The 18,044-nt window shown below is 58.0% G+C and carries 32 protein-coding genes; all 32 read right to left on the reverse strand.

Going from position 1 to position 18,044, the window contains the following annotated elements; all coding sequences use genetic code 11:
• Positions 1 to 9: 9 nt before the first annotated feature.
• The 32 genes from V5B40_RS14935 to rpsL all read right to left on the reverse strand — a co-directional run bounded on the left by V5B40_RS14935 (position 10) and on the right by rpsL (position 18,003).
• Positions 10 to 984, reverse strand: a complete 975-nt coding sequence (locus tag V5B40_RS14935; protein WP_332355250.1) for a DNA-directed RNA polymerase subunit alpha — start codon at positions 982 to 984, stop codon at positions 10 to 12.
• A gap of 43 nt (positions 985 to 1,027) precedes the next feature.
• A complete protein-coding gene (gene rpsD, locus V5B40_RS14940; protein ID WP_332355251.1) occupies positions 1,028 to 1,657 on the reverse strand; it encodes a 30S ribosomal protein S4 in 630 nt (209 codons plus the stop codon).
• A 12-nt stretch (positions 1,658 to 1,669) separates the two neighbouring features.
• Positions 1,670 to 2,065 (reverse strand): 30S ribosomal protein S11, encoded by a 396-nt coding sequence (gene rpsK, locus V5B40_RS14945; RefSeq protein WP_043563774.1) that lies wholly within the window; start codon positions 2,063 to 2,065, stop codon positions 1,670 to 1,672.
• A gap of 20 nt (positions 2,066 to 2,085) precedes the next feature.
• Positions 2,086 to 2,448: a 30S ribosomal protein S13 gene (gene rpsM / locus V5B40_RS14950; RefSeq protein WP_169066531.1), complete on the reverse strand. Its 363-nt coding sequence runs from the start codon at positions 2,446 to 2,448 to the stop codon at positions 2,086 to 2,088.
• A gap of 76 nt (positions 2,449 to 2,524) precedes the next feature.
• Positions 2,525 to 2,638 carry a 50S ribosomal protein L36 gene (gene rpmJ, locus V5B40_RS14955; RefSeq protein WP_169066530.1) on the reverse strand — a complete coding sequence of 38 codons (114 nt, stop codon included), beginning with the start codon at positions 2,636 to 2,638 and terminating at the stop codon, positions 2,525 to 2,527.
• A 67-nt stretch (positions 2,639 to 2,705) separates the two neighbouring features.
• Positions 2,706 to 2,924, reverse strand: a complete 219-nt coding sequence (gene infA / locus V5B40_RS14960) for a translation initiation factor IF-1 (protein ID WP_015767904.1) — start codon at positions 2,922 to 2,924, stop codon at positions 2,706 to 2,708.
• 1 nt (position 2,925) lies between these two features.
• The gene (gene secY, locus V5B40_RS14965; RefSeq protein ID WP_332355252.1) at positions 2,926 to 4,251 is read right to left on the reverse strand and encodes a preprotein translocase subunit SecY; all 1,326 of its coding nucleotides are present in this window, start codon (positions 4,249 to 4,251) and stop codon (positions 2,926 to 2,928) included.
• 23 nt (positions 4,252 to 4,274) lie between these two features.
• On the reverse strand, positions 4,275 to 4,709 hold the full coding sequence (rplO, locus tag V5B40_RS14970) for a 50S ribosomal protein L15 (protein WP_332355253.1): 435 nt from the start codon (positions 4,707 to 4,709) through the stop codon (positions 4,275 to 4,277).
• 1 nt (position 4,710) lies between these two features.
• Positions 4,711 to 4,893 carry a 50S ribosomal protein L30 gene (gene rpmD, locus V5B40_RS14975; protein WP_291996234.1) on the reverse strand — a complete coding sequence of 61 codons (183 nt, stop codon included), beginning with the start codon at positions 4,891 to 4,893 and terminating at the stop codon, positions 4,711 to 4,713.
• A gap of 3 nt (positions 4,894 to 4,896) precedes the next feature.
• A complete protein-coding gene (rpsE, locus tag V5B40_RS14980; RefSeq protein WP_291996233.1) occupies positions 4,897 to 5,421 on the reverse strand; it encodes a 30S ribosomal protein S5 in 525 nt (174 codons plus the stop codon).
• 32 nt (positions 5,422 to 5,453) lie between these two features.
• Positions 5,454 to 5,807: a 50S ribosomal protein L18 gene (gene rplR, locus V5B40_RS14985; RefSeq protein ID WP_332355505.1), complete on the reverse strand. Its 354-nt coding sequence runs from the start codon at positions 5,805 to 5,807 to the stop codon at positions 5,454 to 5,456.
• Between the two features lie 13 nt (positions 5,808 to 5,820).
• On the reverse strand, positions 5,821 to 6,357 hold the full coding sequence (rplF, locus tag V5B40_RS14990; RefSeq protein WP_332355254.1) for a 50S ribosomal protein L6: 537 nt from the start codon (positions 6,355 to 6,357) through the stop codon (positions 5,821 to 5,823).
• A gap of 9 nt (positions 6,358 to 6,366) precedes the next feature.
• Complete coding sequence (gene rpsH / locus V5B40_RS14995) at positions 6,367 to 6,762, reverse strand: 30S ribosomal protein S8 (protein WP_332355256.1); 396 nt, start codon at positions 6,760 to 6,762, stop codon at positions 6,367 to 6,369.
• 15 nt (positions 6,763 to 6,777) lie between these two features.
• The gene (gene rpsN / locus V5B40_RS15000) at positions 6,778 to 7,083 is read right to left on the reverse strand and encodes a 30S ribosomal protein S14 (protein ID WP_332355257.1); all 306 of its coding nucleotides are present in this window, start codon (positions 7,081 to 7,083) and stop codon (positions 6,778 to 6,780) included.
• Positions 7,084 to 7,089: 6 nt separating this feature from the next.
• A complete protein-coding gene (rplE, locus tag V5B40_RS15005; RefSeq protein ID WP_169066524.1) occupies positions 7,090 to 7,629 on the reverse strand; it encodes a 50S ribosomal protein L5 in 540 nt (179 codons plus the stop codon).
• A 9-nt stretch (positions 7,630 to 7,638) separates the two neighbouring features.
• Positions 7,639 to 7,956 (reverse strand): 50S ribosomal protein L24, encoded by a 318-nt coding sequence (rplX, locus tag V5B40_RS15010; RefSeq protein WP_332355258.1) that lies wholly within the window; start codon positions 7,954 to 7,956, stop codon positions 7,639 to 7,641.
• 8 nt (positions 7,957 to 7,964) lie between these two features.
• The gene (rplN, locus tag V5B40_RS15015) at positions 7,965 to 8,333 is read right to left on the reverse strand and encodes a 50S ribosomal protein L14 (protein WP_169066522.1); all 369 of its coding nucleotides are present in this window, start codon (positions 8,331 to 8,333) and stop codon (positions 7,965 to 7,967) included.
• Positions 8,334 to 8,462: 129 nt separating this feature from the next.
• Positions 8,463 to 8,729: a 30S ribosomal protein S17 gene (gene rpsQ / locus V5B40_RS15020; RefSeq protein WP_332355259.1), complete on the reverse strand. Its 267-nt coding sequence runs from the start codon at positions 8,727 to 8,729 to the stop codon at positions 8,463 to 8,465.
• Positions 8,726 to 8,920 carry a 50S ribosomal protein L29 gene (gene rpmC, locus V5B40_RS15025; protein WP_034923805.1) on the reverse strand — a complete coding sequence of 65 codons (195 nt, stop codon included), beginning with the start codon at positions 8,918 to 8,920 and terminating at the stop codon, positions 8,726 to 8,728. Before rpmC ends, rpsQ begins: the two co-directional genes overlap by 4 nt.
• Positions 8,921 to 8,922: 2 nt before the next feature.
• Positions 8,923 to 9,336, reverse strand: a complete 414-nt coding sequence (rplP, locus tag V5B40_RS15030; RefSeq protein WP_332355260.1) for a 50S ribosomal protein L16 — start codon at positions 9,334 to 9,336, stop codon at positions 8,923 to 8,925.
• Positions 9,320 to 10,171 carry a 30S ribosomal protein S3 gene (gene rpsC, locus V5B40_RS15035; RefSeq protein ID WP_332355261.1) on the reverse strand — a complete coding sequence of 284 codons (852 nt, stop codon included), beginning with the start codon at positions 10,169 to 10,171 and terminating at the stop codon, positions 9,320 to 9,322. Before rpsC ends, rplP begins: the two co-directional genes overlap by 17 nt.
• A 9-nt stretch (positions 10,172 to 10,180) precedes the next feature.
• Entirely contained in the window at positions 10,181 to 10,510 is a 330-nt protein-coding gene (gene rplV, locus V5B40_RS15040; protein ID WP_332355506.1) for a 50S ribosomal protein L22, read from the reverse strand.
• Positions 10,511 to 10,520: 10 nt separating this feature from the next.
• Complete coding sequence (gene rpsS / locus V5B40_RS15045; protein WP_042333105.1) at positions 10,521 to 10,796, reverse strand: 30S ribosomal protein S19; 276 nt, start codon at positions 10,794 to 10,796, stop codon at positions 10,521 to 10,523.
• Between the two features lie 13 nt (positions 10,797 to 10,809).
• On the reverse strand, positions 10,810 to 11,640 hold the full coding sequence (gene rplB / locus V5B40_RS15050) for a 50S ribosomal protein L2 (protein ID WP_332355262.1): 831 nt from the start codon (positions 11,638 to 11,640) through the stop codon (positions 10,810 to 10,812).
• Positions 11,640 to 11,942 (reverse strand): 50S ribosomal protein L23, encoded by a 303-nt coding sequence (gene rplW / locus V5B40_RS15055; protein WP_332355263.1) that lies wholly within the window; start codon positions 11,940 to 11,942, stop codon positions 11,640 to 11,642. The genes rplB and rplW overlap by 1 nt, the downstream gene beginning before the upstream one ends.
• On the reverse strand, positions 11,939 to 12,559 hold the full coding sequence (gene rplD / locus V5B40_RS15060) for a 50S ribosomal protein L4 (protein WP_332355264.1): 621 nt from the start codon (positions 12,557 to 12,559) through the stop codon (positions 11,939 to 11,941). The genes rplW and rplD overlap by 4 nt, the downstream gene beginning before the upstream one ends.
• On the reverse strand, positions 12,560 to 13,204 hold the full coding sequence (gene rplC / locus V5B40_RS15065; RefSeq protein ID WP_332355265.1) for a 50S ribosomal protein L3: 645 nt from the start codon (positions 13,202 to 13,204) through the stop codon (positions 12,560 to 12,562).
• Positions 13,205 to 13,317: 113 nt separating this feature from the next.
• Entirely contained in the window at positions 13,318 to 13,629 is a 312-nt protein-coding gene (gene rpsJ, locus V5B40_RS15070; protein ID WP_169066515.1) for a 30S ribosomal protein S10, read from the reverse strand.
• Positions 13,630 to 13,688: 59 nt separating this feature from the next.
• Positions 13,689 to 14,879, reverse strand: a complete 1,191-nt coding sequence (gene tuf / locus V5B40_RS15075; RefSeq protein WP_291996229.1) for an elongation factor Tu — start codon at positions 14,877 to 14,879, stop codon at positions 13,689 to 13,691.
• A gap of 22 nt (positions 14,880 to 14,901) precedes the next feature.
• A complete protein-coding gene (fusA, locus tag V5B40_RS15080; protein ID WP_332355267.1) occupies positions 14,902 to 16,995 on the reverse strand; it encodes an elongation factor G in 2,094 nt (697 codons plus the stop codon).
• 64 nt (positions 16,996 to 17,059) lie between these two features.
• Positions 17,060 to 17,530, reverse strand: coding sequence for a 30S ribosomal protein S7 (rpsG, locus tag V5B40_RS15085; protein WP_332355268.1), 471 nt, complete (start codon positions 17,528 to 17,530; stop codon positions 17,060 to 17,062).
• A 95-nt stretch (positions 17,531 to 17,625) separates the two neighbouring features.
• The gene (gene rpsL / locus V5B40_RS15090) at positions 17,626 to 18,003 is read right to left on the reverse strand and encodes a 30S ribosomal protein S12 (RefSeq protein ID WP_169067186.1); all 378 of its coding nucleotides are present in this window, start codon (positions 18,001 to 18,003) and stop codon (positions 17,626 to 17,628) included.
• Positions 18,004 to 18,044 lie beyond the last annotated feature (41 nt).

The following is an 18,044-nucleotide window of genomic DNA, read 5'->3' on the forward strand; positions in this document are numbered from 1 at the left end:
TCCGGCGACTTATTTCTCGAGCCCGGCCGGCGGCCAGTTCTCAAGCTTCATGCCAAGCGTCAGGCCGCGCGCGGCCAACACTTCCTTGATTTCGTTAAGCGACTTCCGCCCGAGATTAGGCGTCTTCAGCAGCTCGTTCTCGGTCCGCTGAATCAGGTCACCGATGTAGTAAATGTTTTCCGCTTTCAGACAATTCGCCGACCGCACAGTCAGCTCAAGATCATCCACCGGGCGCAACAGTAGCGGATCAACCTGCACTGTCTTCTGATACTCGACGGGCAAAGCCGTTCCGGCAAGATCGGCAAACACCGAGAGTTGTTCCATCAGAATACGAGCCGCGGTGCGAATCGCCTCTTCCGGTTCAATCGCGCCGTTGGTCTCGATTTCCATGATCAGCTTGTCAAGGTCGGTGCGTTGCTCAACACGAGCGCTCTCAACGTTATAGCTGACCCGGCGAACCGGGCTGAATGACGCGTCGAGGACCAGCTTGCCGATGCTCTTTCCACCCTCGCCCAAGTCGCGCAGATTGCCTGCCACATAGCCAAGCGACTTTTCCACCTTCATTTCCATGGCCAGCTTGCCACCGGCTGAAAGGTGCGCAATCACGTGTTCCGGATTGATAATCTCGACATCGTGAGAAACCTCGATATCCGCCGCACGAACGACGCCCTTGCCTTCCTTGGCGAGACGAACAACGACCTCCTCGCGATTGTGCAACTTGAAGACCACGCCCTTGAGGTTGAGGAGGATATCGACAACATCCTCCTGAACGCCATCCATTGATGAGTACTCGTGGAGGACACCGTCTATGCTTACCTCGGTCAGCGCGTAGCCGGGCATCGAAGAGAGCAAAATCCGCCGCAGCGCATTGCCCAGAGTATGTCCGTAACCGCGTTCAAACGGTTCCATGACCACCCGAGCATGCACCGGCGACAAGCTCTGCACATCAATAATGCGCGGTTTAAATAGTCCACTGCTTTGCATGTACTGTCCTTTGCCTGATGCCGTCAAGCCTGCCTAGCCACTACTACTTCGAGTAAAGCTCGATGACCAGACTCTCGTTGATCGTCGGCGGCAGTTCGCTCCGCTCCGGATGCGCCTTGTAGGTGCCTTTCAGCGTTTTTGCGTCCACCTCTACCCACGCCGGAAAACCCCGCGATTCGGCAGCTGCGGCCGAAGCCTTGACACGAAGCTGCGCCTTGGCCTTCTCGCAAACCTCGACGAGGTCGCCTGGACGCACCTGGTAAGACGGGATATTGACCCGACGACCGTTCACCAGCATGCCATTGTGCCTGACCAGTTGGCGGGACTCCGAACGCGATGCCGCGAAACCCATGCGATGAACGACGTTATCAAGGCGCGCTTCCAACAACTGCAGCAGCACCTCGCCGGTCACACCCTTGCGACGGTCCGCTTCCTTGTAGACCTTGCGGAATTGTCCCTCGAGGACGCCGTAGATACGCCGGATTTTCTGCTTTTCGCGCAGGTGTACGCCATAGTCGGACAGACGCTGTCCCGATTTCTGGCCGTGTTGTCCCGGTGCATACGAGCGACGCTCGATAGCGCATTTGTCGGTAAAACACTTTTCACCCTTCAGGAACAGCTTTTCGCCTTCGCGGCGGCACTGACGGCACTTCGGATCTAGGTTGCGAGCCACTCTATCTTCTCCTTAAATCCGACGCTTCTTCGGCGGACGGCAGCCGTTGTGCGGGATCGGCGTCACATCGGTGATCGCCGTAATCTTCATGCCGAGCGCGTTGAGTGCACGCACCGAAGACTCGCGTCCCGGGCCAGGGCCCTTGATCCGCACTTCGAGGTTTTTGACGCCACACTCGACAGCCACCTTGCCGGCCGCTTCAGCAGCCACCTGCGCCGCAAACGGCGTGCTCTTGCGTGAGCCTTTGAAACCGGCGCCGCCCGAGGTAGCCCAGGACAGGGCGTTACCCTGACGGTCGGTGATGGTAATGATGGTATTGTTGAACGAAGCGTGAATATGGGCGACGCCCTCAGCTACGTTCTTCTTTACCTTGACTTTCTTGCGAACTTTTCCAGCGGTCTTGGCCATGGTCAGATCCTATTTCCTAATCACTTCTTGCCGGCGATCGGCTTGCGCGGACCTTTGCGGGTACGGGCGTTGGTCTTCGTACGCTGACCGCGAGACGGCAGGCCCTTGCGATGACGAAGGCCACGGTAGCAACCGAGATCCATCAAGCGCTTGATGCTCATCGTGACTTCGCGGCGCAAATCGCCCTCGACGGCAAATCTGCCGATCTGGTCGCGTAAACGCTCCAACTCCGCTTCCGTCATATCCTTCATCTTGGTGGAACGTAAAACCCCAGCAGCATCACAAATCTTCTGTGCGCGCGGACGCCCAATACCGTAGATCGCGGTAAGCGCAATCTCGGCGTGCTGGTGGTTCGGTAGGTTTACGCCTGCGATGCGGGCCATTGATTCACCCCAACTAATCCAAACTTACAGTTATACCTTCAACCGACTGACGACCCATGAATCCGGGTCGCAGCGATCAACCTTGACGCTGTTTGTGACGTGGATCCGTACAGATCACGCGCACAATGCCGTGACGCCGAACGATCTTGCATTTCCGGCAGATGCGCTTCACAGAGGCCAGCACTTTCATTGTTAACTCCTGATTCTTCGGCAGCAGGCGCAGCCAGCCTGAAACCGAATTGTTGCGTAGAGATTCTTCACTTGGCGCGGAAGACTATTCGCGCTCTGCTCAAGTCATAGGGTGTCAGCTGAACCGTCACCTTGTCACCTGGCAGAATGCGAATGTAGTGCATGCGCATCTTGCCAGAGATAAAACCAAGAACCACGTGACCGTTCTCCAGTTTCACCCGAAATGTTGCGTTGGGGAGGTTTTCGATAACCTCACCCTGCATTTCAATTAAGTCTTCCTTTGCCATCCTATTTCGCCGGTAACCCGGAGCCTTTGAAGTTAGCCTTCTTCAGCAGGCTCTCGTACTGGTGCGACATCGTGTAGGCCTGCACCTGGGTCATAAAATCCATCGTCACAACGACGATGATCAATAGCGAAGTACCGCCAAAGTAGAAGGGTACGTTCCACTTCAGGATCATGAACTCCGGTAGCAAGCACACGATGGTGATGTAGAGAGCGCCGACCAGTGTCAAACGCATCAGTATCTTGTCAATGTAGCGAGCCGTCTGATCGCCCGGTCGAATCCCCGGAACGAAGGCCCCGCTTCTCTTGAGATTGTCTGCCGTCTCCCTGGAGTTGAAAACCAGGGCCGTATAGAAAAAGCAAAAGAAAATAATTGCTGCCGCATAAAGCATCACATAGATCGGTTGCCCTGGCGACAACGCGCCAGCGATATCCTTCAGCCAACGCCCCGACTCACCACTACCAAACCAGCCGGCTATCGTCGCTGGAAAGAGAATGATCGACGAAGCAAAGATCGGCGGAATCACCCCCGCCATGTTCAGCTTCAGCGGCAGATGCGAGCTTTGGCCGCCGTAAACCTTGTTACCAACCTGCCGTTTGGCATAGTTGACCAGGATTTTGCGCTGCCCACGTTCGACGAAGACCACGAAAGCGGTAACCAGCACAACCAGAACACAGATCACCAGCGCCGTCAGAGGATGCATCGCGCCAGTCCGGACCAGCTCCAGCAGACCCCCGATGGCACTTGGCAACCCCGCCGCGATCCCCGCAAAAATGATCAGCGAAATTCCGTTCCCGAGGCCGCGTTCAGTGATCTGCTCACCCAGCCACATCAGGAACATCGTCCCCGTAACCAGCGTGGTGACGGTGACAAAGCGAAACATCATTCCCGGGTCCAGCACCAGGCCCGGCTGCGACTCTACCGCCACGGCGATCCCGATGCCCTGAAACAGAGCCAGAGCGACAGTGCCGTAGCGCGTGTACTGCGTAATTTTGCGCCTGCCAGCTTCGCCCTCTTTCTTCAGCGCTTCGAGCTGCGGGCTGGCATGGGTCATCAATTGCATGATGATCGACGCCGAAATATACGGCATGATCCCCAGCGCAAAAATCGTAAACCGTGACAAGGCGCCGCCGGAGAACATGTTGAACATGCCCAGAATGCCGCCCTGCTGCCGACCGAAGAGTTCGGCGAGCACTTGTGAATCGATTCCGGGAACGGGGATGTGCGCACCGATCCGGTACACAACCAAAGCGCCGAGCAGGAACCAAAGCCGACGTTTCAGGTCGCCGAACTTTCCGCCTTTGCTGACTGTGCTGGGACTAGTTGCCAAAGAATATCACCCCTGCCAACTGGTTATTCGGAGACGCTGCCGCCCGCGGCCTCGATCGCGGCTCGAGCGCCAGCGCTTGCGCCAACACCCTTGAGCGACACTTTCCGCGTGACCCCACCCGACAATACGACCTTTGCCGACAGCACTTGCTGAGGCACCAGGTTCGCCTGACGCAAGGTCGCCAAATCGATCTCATCGACCGGTAAGCGCTCGATGTCGGACAGCCGTACTTCAACATTCCGGGAGCCGGTCAGCGACTTGAAGCCACGTTTGGGGAGGCGGCGTTGCAAAGGCATCTGACCGCCTTCGAAACCCACTTTGTGGAAGCCACCGGTACGTGATTTCTGGCCTTTGTGACCACGTCCACAAGTCTTACCCCAACCGGAACCGACGCCACGGCCAACGCGCTTCTTGTTTGTGCGGGCGCCTTCGCCAGCTTGAACAGTATTCAGTTCCATCTCAGCCCTCACATTTCAAGAGATAGCTGACCTTGTTGATCATCCCGCGAACCGCCGGAGTATCTTCGAGTATCGCGCTACTATGCATCCGCCGCAGACCCAGTCCGCGCACTGTCGCACGATGCGATTCCCTGGTGCCGATCAGGCTCCTGACAAGCGTCACTTTCACTTTCTTCTCAAGCATCTCTTACCCCTGGATCTCGGCGACGGTCTTGCCCCGCTTGGCCGCAACCTCGGCAGGCGTGGTCATCGAGCGGAGCCCGTTGATCGTCGCCCGGACAACGTTATAAGGATTGGTTGACCCGTGCGCCTTGGCGACCACGTTGGTCATTCCGATCACGTCGAATACTGCTCTCATCGCACCACCGGCGATGACACCCGTACCCTCCGGCGCAGGTTGCATCATCACCGTCGATGCACCGTGCCGGCCAAAAACGGTATGTTGCAGGGTACCGTTCTTGAGGCTTACCTTGATCAGGTTGCGCCGCGCTTCTTCCATGGCCTTTTGAACAGCCACCGGCACTTCGCGCGACTTGCCCTTGCCCATACCCACGCGTCCGTCACCATCACCAACGACGGTAAGCGCCGCGAAACCGAGAATCCGACCGCCCTTGACCACCTTCGTTACGCGGTTGATCGAAATCATTTTCTCGCGCATGCCGTCATCGGGTTTGTCAGACTGCTGCGGTTTTCTGCCTTGTGGTCTAGCCATTGATTACTCCAATTCTTTGCAGGGTGCGGCGGTCAGAACTTAAGGCCGGCTTCACGCGCGGCCTCGGCAAGTGCCTTGACCCGTCCGTGATATTGAAACCCGGACCGATCGAAGGAGACCTGCTCGATCCCGGCCTTCCTGGCACGCTCGGCAACCAGTTGCCCAATCGCCTTGGCGGCACCGACATCACCTCCGTTGGCTAAGCTCTTGCGCACTTCCGGCTCCAGCGACGAGGCGGCAGCGAGAACCTTGGTGCCACAGGCTGAAATCACCTGCGCATAGATGTGGCAGTTGCTGCGGTGAACCGACAGACGTACCGACTTCAGTTCGGCAATTTTGGCCCGGGTTTTGCGAGCCCTGCGCAAACGCGCCTGTTTCTTGTCAATCATCTCAGCACCCTTACTTCTTCTTCTTCGTTTCTTTGATCACGACCACTTCGTCGACATAGCGAACACCCTTGCCTTTGTAAGGCTCCGGCGGACGATAGGCACGAACCTCTGCGGCCACCTGGCCGACGAGTTGCCGGTCGACACCCTTGATGACGATTTCGGTCTGCGTCGGAGTCGTCGCAGTGACACCCTTTGGCAGCTTGTAGGCAACCGGGTGCGAAAATCCGAGCGTCAGATTAAGCGTGTCGCCCTGCACCTGGGCACGATAGCCGACACCAACGAGATTCATCTTGCGCTCGAAGCCGGCGCTCACCCCGGTCACCATATTGGCCACGACAGCGCGCATCGTGCCAGACATGGCGACTGACTCGGCCACTCCGGCCACCGGCTTGCACGACAGGCTTCCGTCTTCAAGCACGACAGTGACCGCCGGATGCGACGCAAACTCGAGAGCGCCCAGCGGGCCCTTCACGGAAATGCGATCGGACGACAGATCTACCGCGACACCCTGCGGCAGAACAATTGGTTTTTTTGCAACGCGGGACATAGCTACCCCTTACGCGACGACGCAGAGCACTTCGCCGCCAATATGGCTGGCGCGTGCCTTGCGGTCAGTCATGACACCCTTGGGTGTTGACACGATGGCCACACCAAGACCGTTCATGACCGGAGGAATGTTGTCGGCACCTCGATAGATCCGCAGGCCTGGCCGGGAAACGCGATCGATTCGCTCGATCACCGGACGACCGGCGTAGTATTTCAAGCCAATCTCCAGAATCGGCTTGCCATCGTTGGGACTGACGCCGAAATCTTCGACGTAACCCTCGTCCTTCAACACCTGGGCGATGGCAATCTTTACTTTGGAAGACGGCATGGCGACGGAGGCCTTGCTTGCCATCTGGGCATTCCGGATGCGCGTCAGCATATCGCTGATCGGATCGCTCATACTCATATCGTTCTCTCCTGCCTACCAGCTAGCCTTGATCATTCCGGGGACTTCACCTTGCATGACGAAGTCGCGAAGCTTGCCACGACCCAGACCGAACTTGCGAAAGACGCCACGCGGACGACCGGTCAACGCACACCTGTTACGCAGCCGAACCGGGCTCGCGTTGCGCGGCAGCGCCTGCACTTTCAGCCGCGCCTCGAAGCGATCCTCCACCGAAAGGGTCTGGTCGTTCATGACCGCCATCAGTTCGGCACGCTTCTTGGCATACTTTTCGACTGTCTTGCGCCGCTTCTCACCACGGTTGATCACAGAGAGTTTTGCCATTTCGTCTCAGTTCCTGAAGGGAAATTTAAACGCGCCAAGCAAGGCACGCGCTTCGTCATCGGTCTTCGCAGTCGTCGTGACGCTGACGTTCATGCCGCGCAGCGCGTCGATCTTGTCGTACTCGATTTCCGGGAAGATGATTTGTTCTTTGAGGCCCATGTTGTAATTACCACGGCCATCAAAACCCTTACCCGATATGCCGCGAAAGTCACGCACCCGCGGCAGCGCCACAGTCACCAGACGATCGATGAATTCGAACATGCGCGGCCCACGCAGAGTGACCATGCAGCCAATCGGATAGCCGGTGCGAATTTTGAAGCCAGCAATCGATTTGCGAGCTTTGGTGGTCACCGGCTTCTGGCCGGCGATCTTGGTCAAGTCGCCAATCGCGTGCTCAAGCACCTTCTTGTCAGCGATCGCCTCACCCACACCCATGTTGAGCGTCACCTTGGTGATACGCGGCACTTCCATGGCCGACTTGTAGCCGAACTTTTCGGTAAGCTGTGCCACCACCGTGGTCTTGTAGTAATCCAGTAAACGTGCCATGACTACTCCTTAGGCCCCCAACACTTCGCCGTTCGATTTGAAAAAGCGCACTTTCGTACCGTCTTCAAGCAACCTGAAGCCAACACGATCCGCTTTTTTGGTCGCCGGATTGTAGAGCGATACATTTGATACGTGCAGCGGCATCTCTTTTTCGATGATGCCGCTGACGATACCTTTTACGGGATTTGGCTTGACATGCTTCTTGACGCGATTAACCCCGGCGACCAGCACATGCTCGGAATCAGTGCGCTGCAGCACGGATCCGCGCTTTCCCTTGTCTTTTCCAGCAATGACGACGACGTCATCGCCTTTACGAATCTTTTCCATGACCTTCCTTACAGCACTTCCGGCGCCAGGGAGACGATCTTCATGAACCGATCGCCGCGCAGCTCGCGCGTGACCGGCCCGAAGATACGCGTACCAATCGGCTCCATCTTGTTATTCAGGAGGACAGCCGCGTTATGGTCGAACTTGACCAGGGAGCCATCCGTGCGGCGCACACCCTTGGCCGTGCGCACAACCACCGCGCTGTATACGTCGCCCTTCTTGACACGCCCACGCGGCGCCGAATCCTTGACGGTGACCTTGATAATGTCGCCGACACTCGCGTAGCGGCGCTTGGAGCCACCCAGCACTTTAATGCACATCACCGAGCGCGCACCGGTGTTATCGGCCACGTCGAGAACTGTCTGTACTTGAATCATCTGTCACTCCAACTTGGCCCGCAGCAGCGGTCAGTCTTGGAACCCGTAGGGGTAGAAACGCTCAGAGGCGAGAGTCAGCCGAGCGCGAGGAAGGCGGCATTATAGCCGCTCTTGAGGACAAAGCAAGCTTTAAATCGCAACCGCGCGTTCTAGGAGCTTGGTGACAACCCACGACTTGCTCTTTGATAGCGGGCGACACTCCTGGATTTCGACCAGGTCACCTGCCTTGGCTTCATTACTGTCATCATGCGCGTGGTACTTGCTTGAGCGCATCATGATCTTGTCGTAAATCGCGTGCTTGACACGGCGCTCGACGACGACCGTCACCGTCTTGTCCATGCGGTCGCTGACGACGCGCCCGACCAAGGTGCGCTTGCTACTGGTGGTCTCGCTCATTGTTGAACTGCCTTTTCACGAAGAAGCGTGCGTACGCGCGCAATCTGCCGACGCACTTTACCGATCTGACTATTGTTGGACAACTGCTGCGTTGCCAGCTGCATCCGTAGACCAAACTGGGCCTTCAGCAAGTCCAGCAACTCCTTGTTCAGTTCGTCGACCGTTTTTGCTCTGAGTTCACTGACTTTCATGATCAACCTACCATACGCGTTACGAAAACCGTCGGAATCGGCAGCTTCGCAGCAGCCAGCGAAAACGCTTCACGCGCCAGGCTTTCGTTTACACCATCCATCTCGTACAGAACCTTGCCGGGCTTGATCTCGGCAACCCAGTATTCCGGGTTTCCTTTACCGCTTCCCATGCGCACTTCCGCAGGTTTCTTCGAAATCGGCTTGTCCGGGAAAATCCGAATCCATATCCGGCCACCGCGCTTGATATGGCGCGTCATGGCCCGCCTGGCGGCTTCGATCTGACGAGCCGTCAAGCGACCGCGACCAATTGCCTTGAGCCCGTACTCGCCGAAACTCACCTTGGCTCCGCGCGTCGCGAGGCCGGTATTACGGCCTTTCTGCTCTTTGCGGTACTTTCTTCTAGTTGGCTGAAGCATCTGTGGTTCCTGCCTTTCTTACACGTTTCACCGGCGCCTTCGCGTCCGGAGCGGCTCCCTCGACCCCTGCTGCGTCTTCCTGGCCCTCTGGCTTTACCCTCACCGCGACGCGCGGTCGCTCGGCATCCCCGGGACGGGTCGCACGACGCGGTTTGCGTGTCTGCTCGTCGGCCGCTCCGTCCGGAGCCGCTAGCGTCTGATCGTGGCGACTAATTGTTTCGCCCTTGTAGACCCAGACCTTGACACCAATCAGACCATAGGTCGTCAGCGCTTTCGAGGTGGCATAGTCAATGTCGGCACGCAGCGTGTGCAGCGGCACGCGCCCCTCGCGATACCACTCGCGACGAGCGATCTCGGCACCGTTCAAGCGACCCGAGCTCATGATCTTGATCCCTTGCGCACCGAGCCGCATGGCGTTCTGCATCGCCCGCTTCATCGCTCGGCGAAACATGATGCGCTTCTCGAGTTGCTGGGTAATCGAATCCGCGATCAACTGCGCATCGATTTCCGGCTTGCGAATCTCTTCGATACTGACATGCACAGGCACGCCCATGATCTTCTGCAGCGCACCGCGCAGATTATCGATCTCTTCGCCCTTCTTGCCGATAACCACGCCAGGGCGCGCCGAGAAAATAGTCACGCGCGCATTCTTGGCAGGGCGCTCAATAAGAACGCGGCCGACGGACGCGTGCTTGAGTTTCTTTTTCAGGAACTCGCGGACTTGCACATCTTCGTTGAGCATTCCAGCGAAGTCTTTCTTGTTCGCATACCAGCGCGACGACCAATCACGAGTAACAGCCAGCCGAAACCCAGTAGGATGAATCTTTTGTCCCATACTTATTCCTCAGTTGCCGACGGTCAGAAAAACGTGACAGGTCGGCTTGACGATCCGGTTGCCGCGCCCTTTCGCCCGTGCCGTAAAGCGCTTGAGCACCATGCCCTTCTCGACGCAGATGGTTGTGACTTTCAGCTCATCAATATCAGCACCGTCATTGTGCTCGGCGTTGGCGATCGCCGACTCGAGCACTTTCTTGATGATTGCCGCACCTTTTTTCGGGCTGAAAGTGAGGATGTTGAGGGCCTTATCCACCGGCAGACCGCGGATCTGATCGGCAACCAGTCGACCTTTCTGGCTCGACAGGCGAACGCCGCGCAAAACAGCACGAGTTTCCATATTCATTGTTCTACCTCTTTGCCTTTTTGCCAGCGGTATGACCTTTGAAAGTGCGTGTCAGCGAAAACTCGCCGAGCTTATGCCCGACCATATTCTCTGTGACATACACCGGTACGTGCTGCTTGCCGTTATGCACGGCAATCGTCAGGCCAACAAAATCCGGCAATACGGTCGAGCGGCGCGACCAGGTCTTGATCGGGCGCTTGTCGCCCGTCGCGCGCACGGCGTCCACCTTTTTGATCAGATGGGCATCGGCAAACGGGCCCTTTTTAACGGAACGTCCCATGGTTCTCTATCCCTTAGCGTTTGTTACTACGGCGCTGCACGATCATCGAGGTCGTGCGCTTGTTGCGACGAGTACGATAGCCTTTGGTCTTGGTACCCCAGGGGCTGACCGGGTGCATCCCCGCCGCCGTCTTGCCTTCACCACCACCGTGCGGGTGATCGACCGGGTTCATCGCCACACCACGAACAGTCGGGCGGATGCCGCGCCAGCGGTTCGCGCCAGCCTTGCCGATCGAGCGCAAGCTGTGCTCTTCGTTACCCACTTCACCAATCGTCGCGCGACAGTCGACATGCACCCGGCGAATCTCGCCAGAACGCAAGCGCAGCTGGGCATGCACACCTTCGCGGGCAAGCAACTGCACCGAGGTACCCGCAGAGCGCGCAAGCTGCGCACCTTTGCCGGGAATCATCTCGACACAATGGATCGTCGTACCCACCGGAATATTGCGAATCGGCAGCGTATTGCCCACTTTGATGGGTGCCTCCGAGCCACTGATCACCTGCTGACCAACGACCAGGCCACGTGGCGAGATGATGTAGCGCCGCTCACCATCCGCATAACAGAGGAGAGCAATGCTCGCCGTGCGGTTTGGATCATACTCAAGACGCTCGACCTTGGCCGGAATGCCGTCCTTGGTACGCTTGAAGTCCACCAGGCGATAGTGCTGCTTGTGTCCGCCGCCGCGGTGGCGGTTGGTGATATGACCATTATTGTTGCGCCCGGCGTGCTGCGACTGTGACTCGACCAGGGCCGCCACCGGCGCACCCTTGTGCAGCTTCGGATTAACGACCTTGACAACCGCACGCCGGCCTGGCGAAGTCGGCTTGACTTTGACGAGTGCCATCAGAAGCCCCCTCCATCGACAAAGTTAATCTCCTGCCCCGGCTGCAGGCACACGTAGGCTTTCTTCCAACTCTTCCGCCGACCCATCGCGCGACCAAACTTCTTCTGCTTGCCCTTGACGATGGCCATCTGAACCGACTTCACCGAAACCTTGAACAGCAACTCGACCGCCCCTTTTACTTCAGGCTTGGTCGCATCCGGCAGCACGCGAAAAATGACCTGCTCGTGCTTGTCGGCGATAAAGGTCGCCTTCTCGGAGATCTGTGGGGCGAGCAGTACTTGCATCAGGCGTTCTGGATTCATCCCAGGATCTCCTCAAACTTGGCCAGCGCACCCCTGGTGATCAACACCTTCGGGAAACGGACCAGCGACACGGGATCGGCCTGCTGAACTTCCACAACCAACACATTGGGAAGGTTGCGCGAGGCAAGAAACACGTTCTCGCCAAGCTCTTCAGTGATCACCAGTACGGACTCATAGCCCAAACCCTTGATCTTCGCCGCAAATAATTTTGTCTTCGGCGCCTCGATCGAAAACTCGTCGACCACTGCCAGACGATCTTCACGGACCAGCTGGGAAAGAATGGCCGCCATACCGGCGCGGTACATCTTGCGGTTCAGTTTGTGGCTGAAGTTTTCGTCCGGCGTACTCGGAAAGACCCGACCACCGCCGCGCCAGATTGGCGACGACGACATGCCCGCACGGGCCCGACCCGTGCCTTTCTGACGCCAGGGCTTCTTTGTCGAGTGACGGACGTCAGCGCGGTCTTTCTGAGCGCGATTGCCGCTACGGGCGTTGGCCTGATAAGCAACCAAGACCTGGTGCACCAGAGCTTCGCTATATTCGCGACCGAAGAGAACATCAGAAGCCTGCAGGAGACTCGCCTCCTGGCCCTGCTCATTAATAAGCTTGAGTTCCATTTATGCCCCCGCCTTGACTGCAGGACGCACGATCACGTCCGACCCCTTGGAGCCGGGAACCGCACCTTTGAGCAGCAGCAACTGCCGCTCGACGTCGACGCGGATGACTTCGAGATTTTGCTGGGTGCGCTTGGCAGCGCCCAGTTGGCCAGCCATCTTCTTGCCCGGAAAAACACGCCCCGGATCCTGCGCCATACCGGTCGAGCCCAGCGCCTTATGCGACACGGAGTTACCGTGCGTTGCGTTCTGAGACGAGAAGTGATGCCGCTTTATCGCACCGGAAAAGCCCTTGCCGATCGTCCGGCCGGTGACATCAACCTTTTGGCCGACTGCAAAGATGGTGATACTGACCTGGTCGCCAGCTTTCAGCTCAGCGAGCTCCTCGGCAGAAACAGGAAACTCTTTCAATACGTGACCGGCTTCGACGCCAGCCTTGGCCAGGTGCCCGGCCAGCGGCTTGCTTACGCGCGACGGACGCCGCTTGCCAAAAGCCAACTGCACGACGGAGTAGCCGTCGTTTTGCTGCGTCTTGATCTGAGCGACGCGATTGTTCGACACATCGAGCACGGTTACCGGGATGCTTGCACCAGCCTCGGTAAAAATGCGCGTCATGCCGACCTTGCGTCCAACAAGGCCTAGACTCATGTTTATTCTCCTCTGACCGGCTACGATTGGCCGGCGAGCGCTTCAAACAAAACGGGCAGCGAGAGAACGCAGCTGCCCGACCAAAGCCGGCAATTATAGCCGTAAGGCGATCGTTACTGCAACTTAATTTCGACGTCGACACCAGCCGGCAGATCAAGCTTCATCAGCGCATCGACGGTCTTGTCTGTCGGATCAATGATGTCCATCAGTCGCAGGTGGGTACGCATCTCGAACTGATCGCGCGAAGTCTTGTCGACGTGCGGCGAGCGAAGAAGGTCAAAACGCTGGATGCGCGTTGGCAGGGGAACCGGACCACGGACAACAGCGCCGGTACGCTTGGCGGTTTCGACGATTTCCTGGGCGGACTGATCGATCAAGCGGTAGTCGAAGGCTTTCAGACGAATCCGAATTTTTTGGCTTTGCATGTCATATTCCAAAGAGCGATGGGCGGCCCAGCTGGCACCGCCCGAAGTTTTTTTTCAAACTACTCGATGATTTTTGCAACCACACCGGCGCCTACGGTACGGCCACCTTCGCGAATAGCAAAACGGAGACCTTCTTCCATGGCGATCGGCGCAATCAGCTTGACCGTCATCTGGATGTTGTCACCAGGCATCACCATTTCTACGCCTTCAGGCATCGAGATGGCACCGGTCACATCCGTCGTGCGGAAGTAGAACTGCGGGCGATAGTTATTGAAGAACGGCGTGTGACGACCACCCTCTTCTTTCGACAAGACATACACCTCACCCGAGAAGTGGGTGTGCGGCTTGATCGAACCGGGCTTGGCCAGCACCTGACCGCGCTCCACGTCTTCACGCTTGACACCACGCAGCAGAACACCGACGTTGTCGCCCGCCCGACCTTCGTCAAGCAGCTTGCGGAACATCTCGACGCCGGTGCAGATGGTCTTCACCGTCGGCCTGATACCCACGATCTCCACTTCCTCACCCACCTTGACGATGCCGCGCTCGACACGACCGGTAACCACGGTACCGCGACCGGAGATCGAGAAAACGTCTTCGATCGGCAACAGGAAAGGCTTGTCGATCGCGCGCTCGGGGGTCGGAATGTAGCTATCCAGCGCATCCGCCAAGGCCAAGACCGACAGCTCACCGAGCTCGCCGAGGTCACCCTCGAGGGCCTTCAGCGCAGAACCCTGGATGATCGGCACGTCGTCGCCGGGGAAATCGTATTTGGAAAGCAGCTCGCGCACTTCCATATCCACCAGCTCGAGCAGCTCGGCATCATCAACCATGTCGCACTTGTTCAGATAGACAATGATGTACGGTACGCCCACCTGGCGGGCCAACAGAATGTGCTCGCGCGTCTGCGGCATCGGGCCGTCAGCGGCAGAGCACACCAGAATCGCGCCGTCCATCTGCGCGGCACCGGTAATCATGTTCTTCACATAGTCAGCGTGACCCGGGCAATCGACGTGCGCGTAGTGGCGCTTTGCCGTCTCGTACTCGACGTGCGCGGTATTGATCGTGATCCCGCGCGCCTTTTCTTCCGGCGCCGCGTCGATCTGGTCGTAGGCTTTGGCGGTACCGCCATACTTCTTCGACAGAATGGTCGTGATCGCCGCCGTCAGCGTTGTCTTGCCGTGGTCAACGTGCCCAATCGTGCCCACGTTGACGTGCGGTTTGTTGCGCTCGAATTTTCCCTTTGCCATTACCTTATCCTCAAAAACAGCGTCATTTCTTGTTGATGATGGCCTCTGCGACGTTCTTCGGCGCTTCGGCGTAGTGCTTGAATTCCATGGAGTAGGTCGCACGACCCTGCGACAGCGAGCGCAAGGTGGTCGAATAACCGAACATCTCCGCCAGCGGCACTTCAGCGCGAATCAGCTTGATGTTCCCCGGCGCATCTTCCATTCCCTGAACCATGCCGCGACGACTTGACAGGTCGCCCATGACGTTACCCATATAGTCTTCCGGCGTCTCGACTTCGACCGCCATCATTGGCTCGAGAAGGGTTGGCTGGGCGCGACGCATCCCTTCCTTGAAGGCAAACGATGCCGCCATACGAAAAGCGTTCTCGTTTGAGTCGACGTCGTGGTAAGAACCCTCGAAGAGGGTGAACTTGATATCGACGACCGGGAAGCCAGCCAGCACACCGCTAGTAATCGCATCCTGCAAGCCCTTGTCGACCGCTGGAATGTACTCCCGCGGCACCGTACCGCCCTTGATGGCGTCGACGAACTCGTAGCCCTTGCCGGTCTCGTTCGGCTCGATCTTCAGCCACACATGGCCGTACTGACCGCGCCCTCCGGACTGCTTGACGAACTTGCCTTCCTGTTCGACCGACTTCTTGATGCATTCACGGTAGGCCACCTGTGGGGCACCAACGTTGGCATCGACCCCGAACTCGCGGCGTAGACGGTCGACAATGATCTCCAGGTGCAACTCGCCCATACCAGAGATAATGGTTTGCCCGGACTCCTCATCCGTACGCACGCGGAAAGACGGATCCTCCTGCGCCAGACGGCCAAGTGCGATACCCATCTTCTCCTGGTCGGGCTTGGTTTTCGGCTCCACTGCGACGTGGATCACGGGCTCCGGGAAAATCATCCGCTCAAGCGTGATCACCGCGGTCGGATCGCACAGCGTCTCGCCAGTGGTCACGTCCTTGAGGCCGACACAAGCCGCGATGTCGCCGGCGAGCACCTCTTTCAATTCCTCACGGTTGTTGGCGTGCATCTGCAGCACGCGCCCGATACGCTCGCGACGCCCCTTGGTCGGGTTGTAGATGAAGTCGCCGGACTTGAGCACCCCGGAGTAGACGCGAATGAAGGTCAGCTGCCCGACATAGGGGTCGGTCATCAGCTTGAAAGCCAGCGCCGAGAACTTGGCGCTGTCGGACGCCTCGCGGCTACCCAGCTCGCCATTCTCCAGCTCGCCGGTGACCGGCGGAATGTCGATCGGCGACGGCAGCAAATCGATCACCGCGTCGAGCATGCGCTGCACGCCCTTGTTCTTGAAAGCCGTTCCGCAAAGGGCCGGCTGGATCTCGCAAGCGAGGGTACGCGCGCGCAGGCCTTTGATGACATCGACCTCGTCGAGGTCACCATTTTCGAGATAGCGGTCCATCAACAGTTCCGAGGATTCAGCCGCCGCCTCGACCATCTTGCCGCGCCACTCGTTAGCTTCCGCCAGCAACTCGGCCGGAATCTCGCGATAGTCGAACTTCATGCCCAGCGAGGCCTCATCCCAAACGACAGCCTTCATCTTGATCAGGTCGACGACACCCTCGAAGTAGTCTTCCTTGCCGATCGGAATCACGATGGCCACCGGGTTGGCGGTCAAACGGGTCTTCATCTGCGCCAGAACCTTGAAGAAGTCCGCACCCTGCCGATCCATCTTGTTTATGAAAGCCAGGCGCGGCACCTTGTACTTGGTTGCCTGACGCCAGACGGTCTCGGATTGCGGCTGCACACCCCCAACCGCGCAATAAATCATGCACGCGCCATCGAGAACCCGCATTGAACGCTCGACTTCAATGGTGAAGTCGACGTGACCCGGGGTATCGATGATGTTGACTCGGTGCTCGGGGCGGTCAAGCTGCATACCCTTCCAGAAACAGGTGGTTGCAGCCGAAGTAATGGTGATACCGCGCTCCTGCTCCTGCGCCATCCAGTCCATGGTCGCAGCACCGTCATGGACTTCACCAATCTTGTGGTTGATACCCGTATAGAACAGGATACGCTCGGTCACCGTCGTCTTGCCGGCGTCAATGTGAGCGCTGATGCCGATATTTCGGTAGCGCTCGATAGGGGTTTTACGTGCCACAGTAATAGACCTTCACGAATAAAGAGCGATCGTCGCCGCAAGGCGGCAACGCTTTGGGTATGACCTAGAAGCGGAAGTGCGCGAATGCCTTGTTGGCTTCTGCCATGCGGTGAATTTCGTCACGCTTCTTGACGGCACCGCCGCGACTCTCGGAGGCCTCCAGGATTTCGGCGGCCAGACGCTGACCCATCGACTTCTCCGAACGCTTGCGGGCCGACTCACGCAACCAGCGCATGGCCAGCGCCATGCGACGACTCGGACGAACCTCAACCGGCACCTGGTAGTTGGCGCCGCCGACACGGCGACTCTTGACTTCGACCAGCGGCCTGATGTTACCGAGAGCCAGGCCAAAGGTCTCCAAGGGATCCTTGCCGGTCTTGGTCACGATCTGCTCAAAAGCACCATAGACAATGCGCTCGGCAACAGACTTCTTGCCGCTCATCATGATCGTATTGACAAACTTCGATACATCAACGTTACCGAACTTCGGATCCGGCAGAATATCGCGCTTCGGTACTTCACGACGACGGGGCATAACAACCTCTCATAGTCACAATTCAGTTGAAGAACCGGGCAACGCGCCCAGCCCTCCCGGCCGCCCATGGGGAACGACCCTTACTCGGACGAAAATCAAGCAGCCTTCTGGCGCTTGGTCCCGTACTTGGAACGACCCTGCTTACGCTTCTTGACACCCTGGGTGTCCAGCGAGCCGCGAACGGTGTGATAACGAACACCCGGAAGGTCTTTTACACGACCGCCGCGGATCAGCACTACCGAGTGCTCCTGCAGGTTGTGCCCTTCACCACCGATATACGAAATGACCTCGAAGCCATTCGTCAAGCGAACTTTGCAGACTTTGCGCAAGGCGGAGTTCGGCTTCTTCGGCGTGGTGGTGTACACACGCGTGCAGACTCCCCGCTTTTGCGGGCAATTTTCCAGCGCAGGGACTTTGCTCTTGGTACGGACCGCCTCGCGAGGCTTACGCACCAACTGGTTAATGGTTGGCATGCTTCTACCCTTCTATTCAGTGCAGAGACGCTCGTGAAAAC

This window comes from Candidatus Accumulibacter meliphilus (assembly GCF_036625345.1).
Classification (GTDB): Bacteria; Pseudomonadota; Gammaproteobacteria; order Burkholderiales; family Rhodocyclaceae; genus Accumulibacter; species Accumulibacter meliphilus.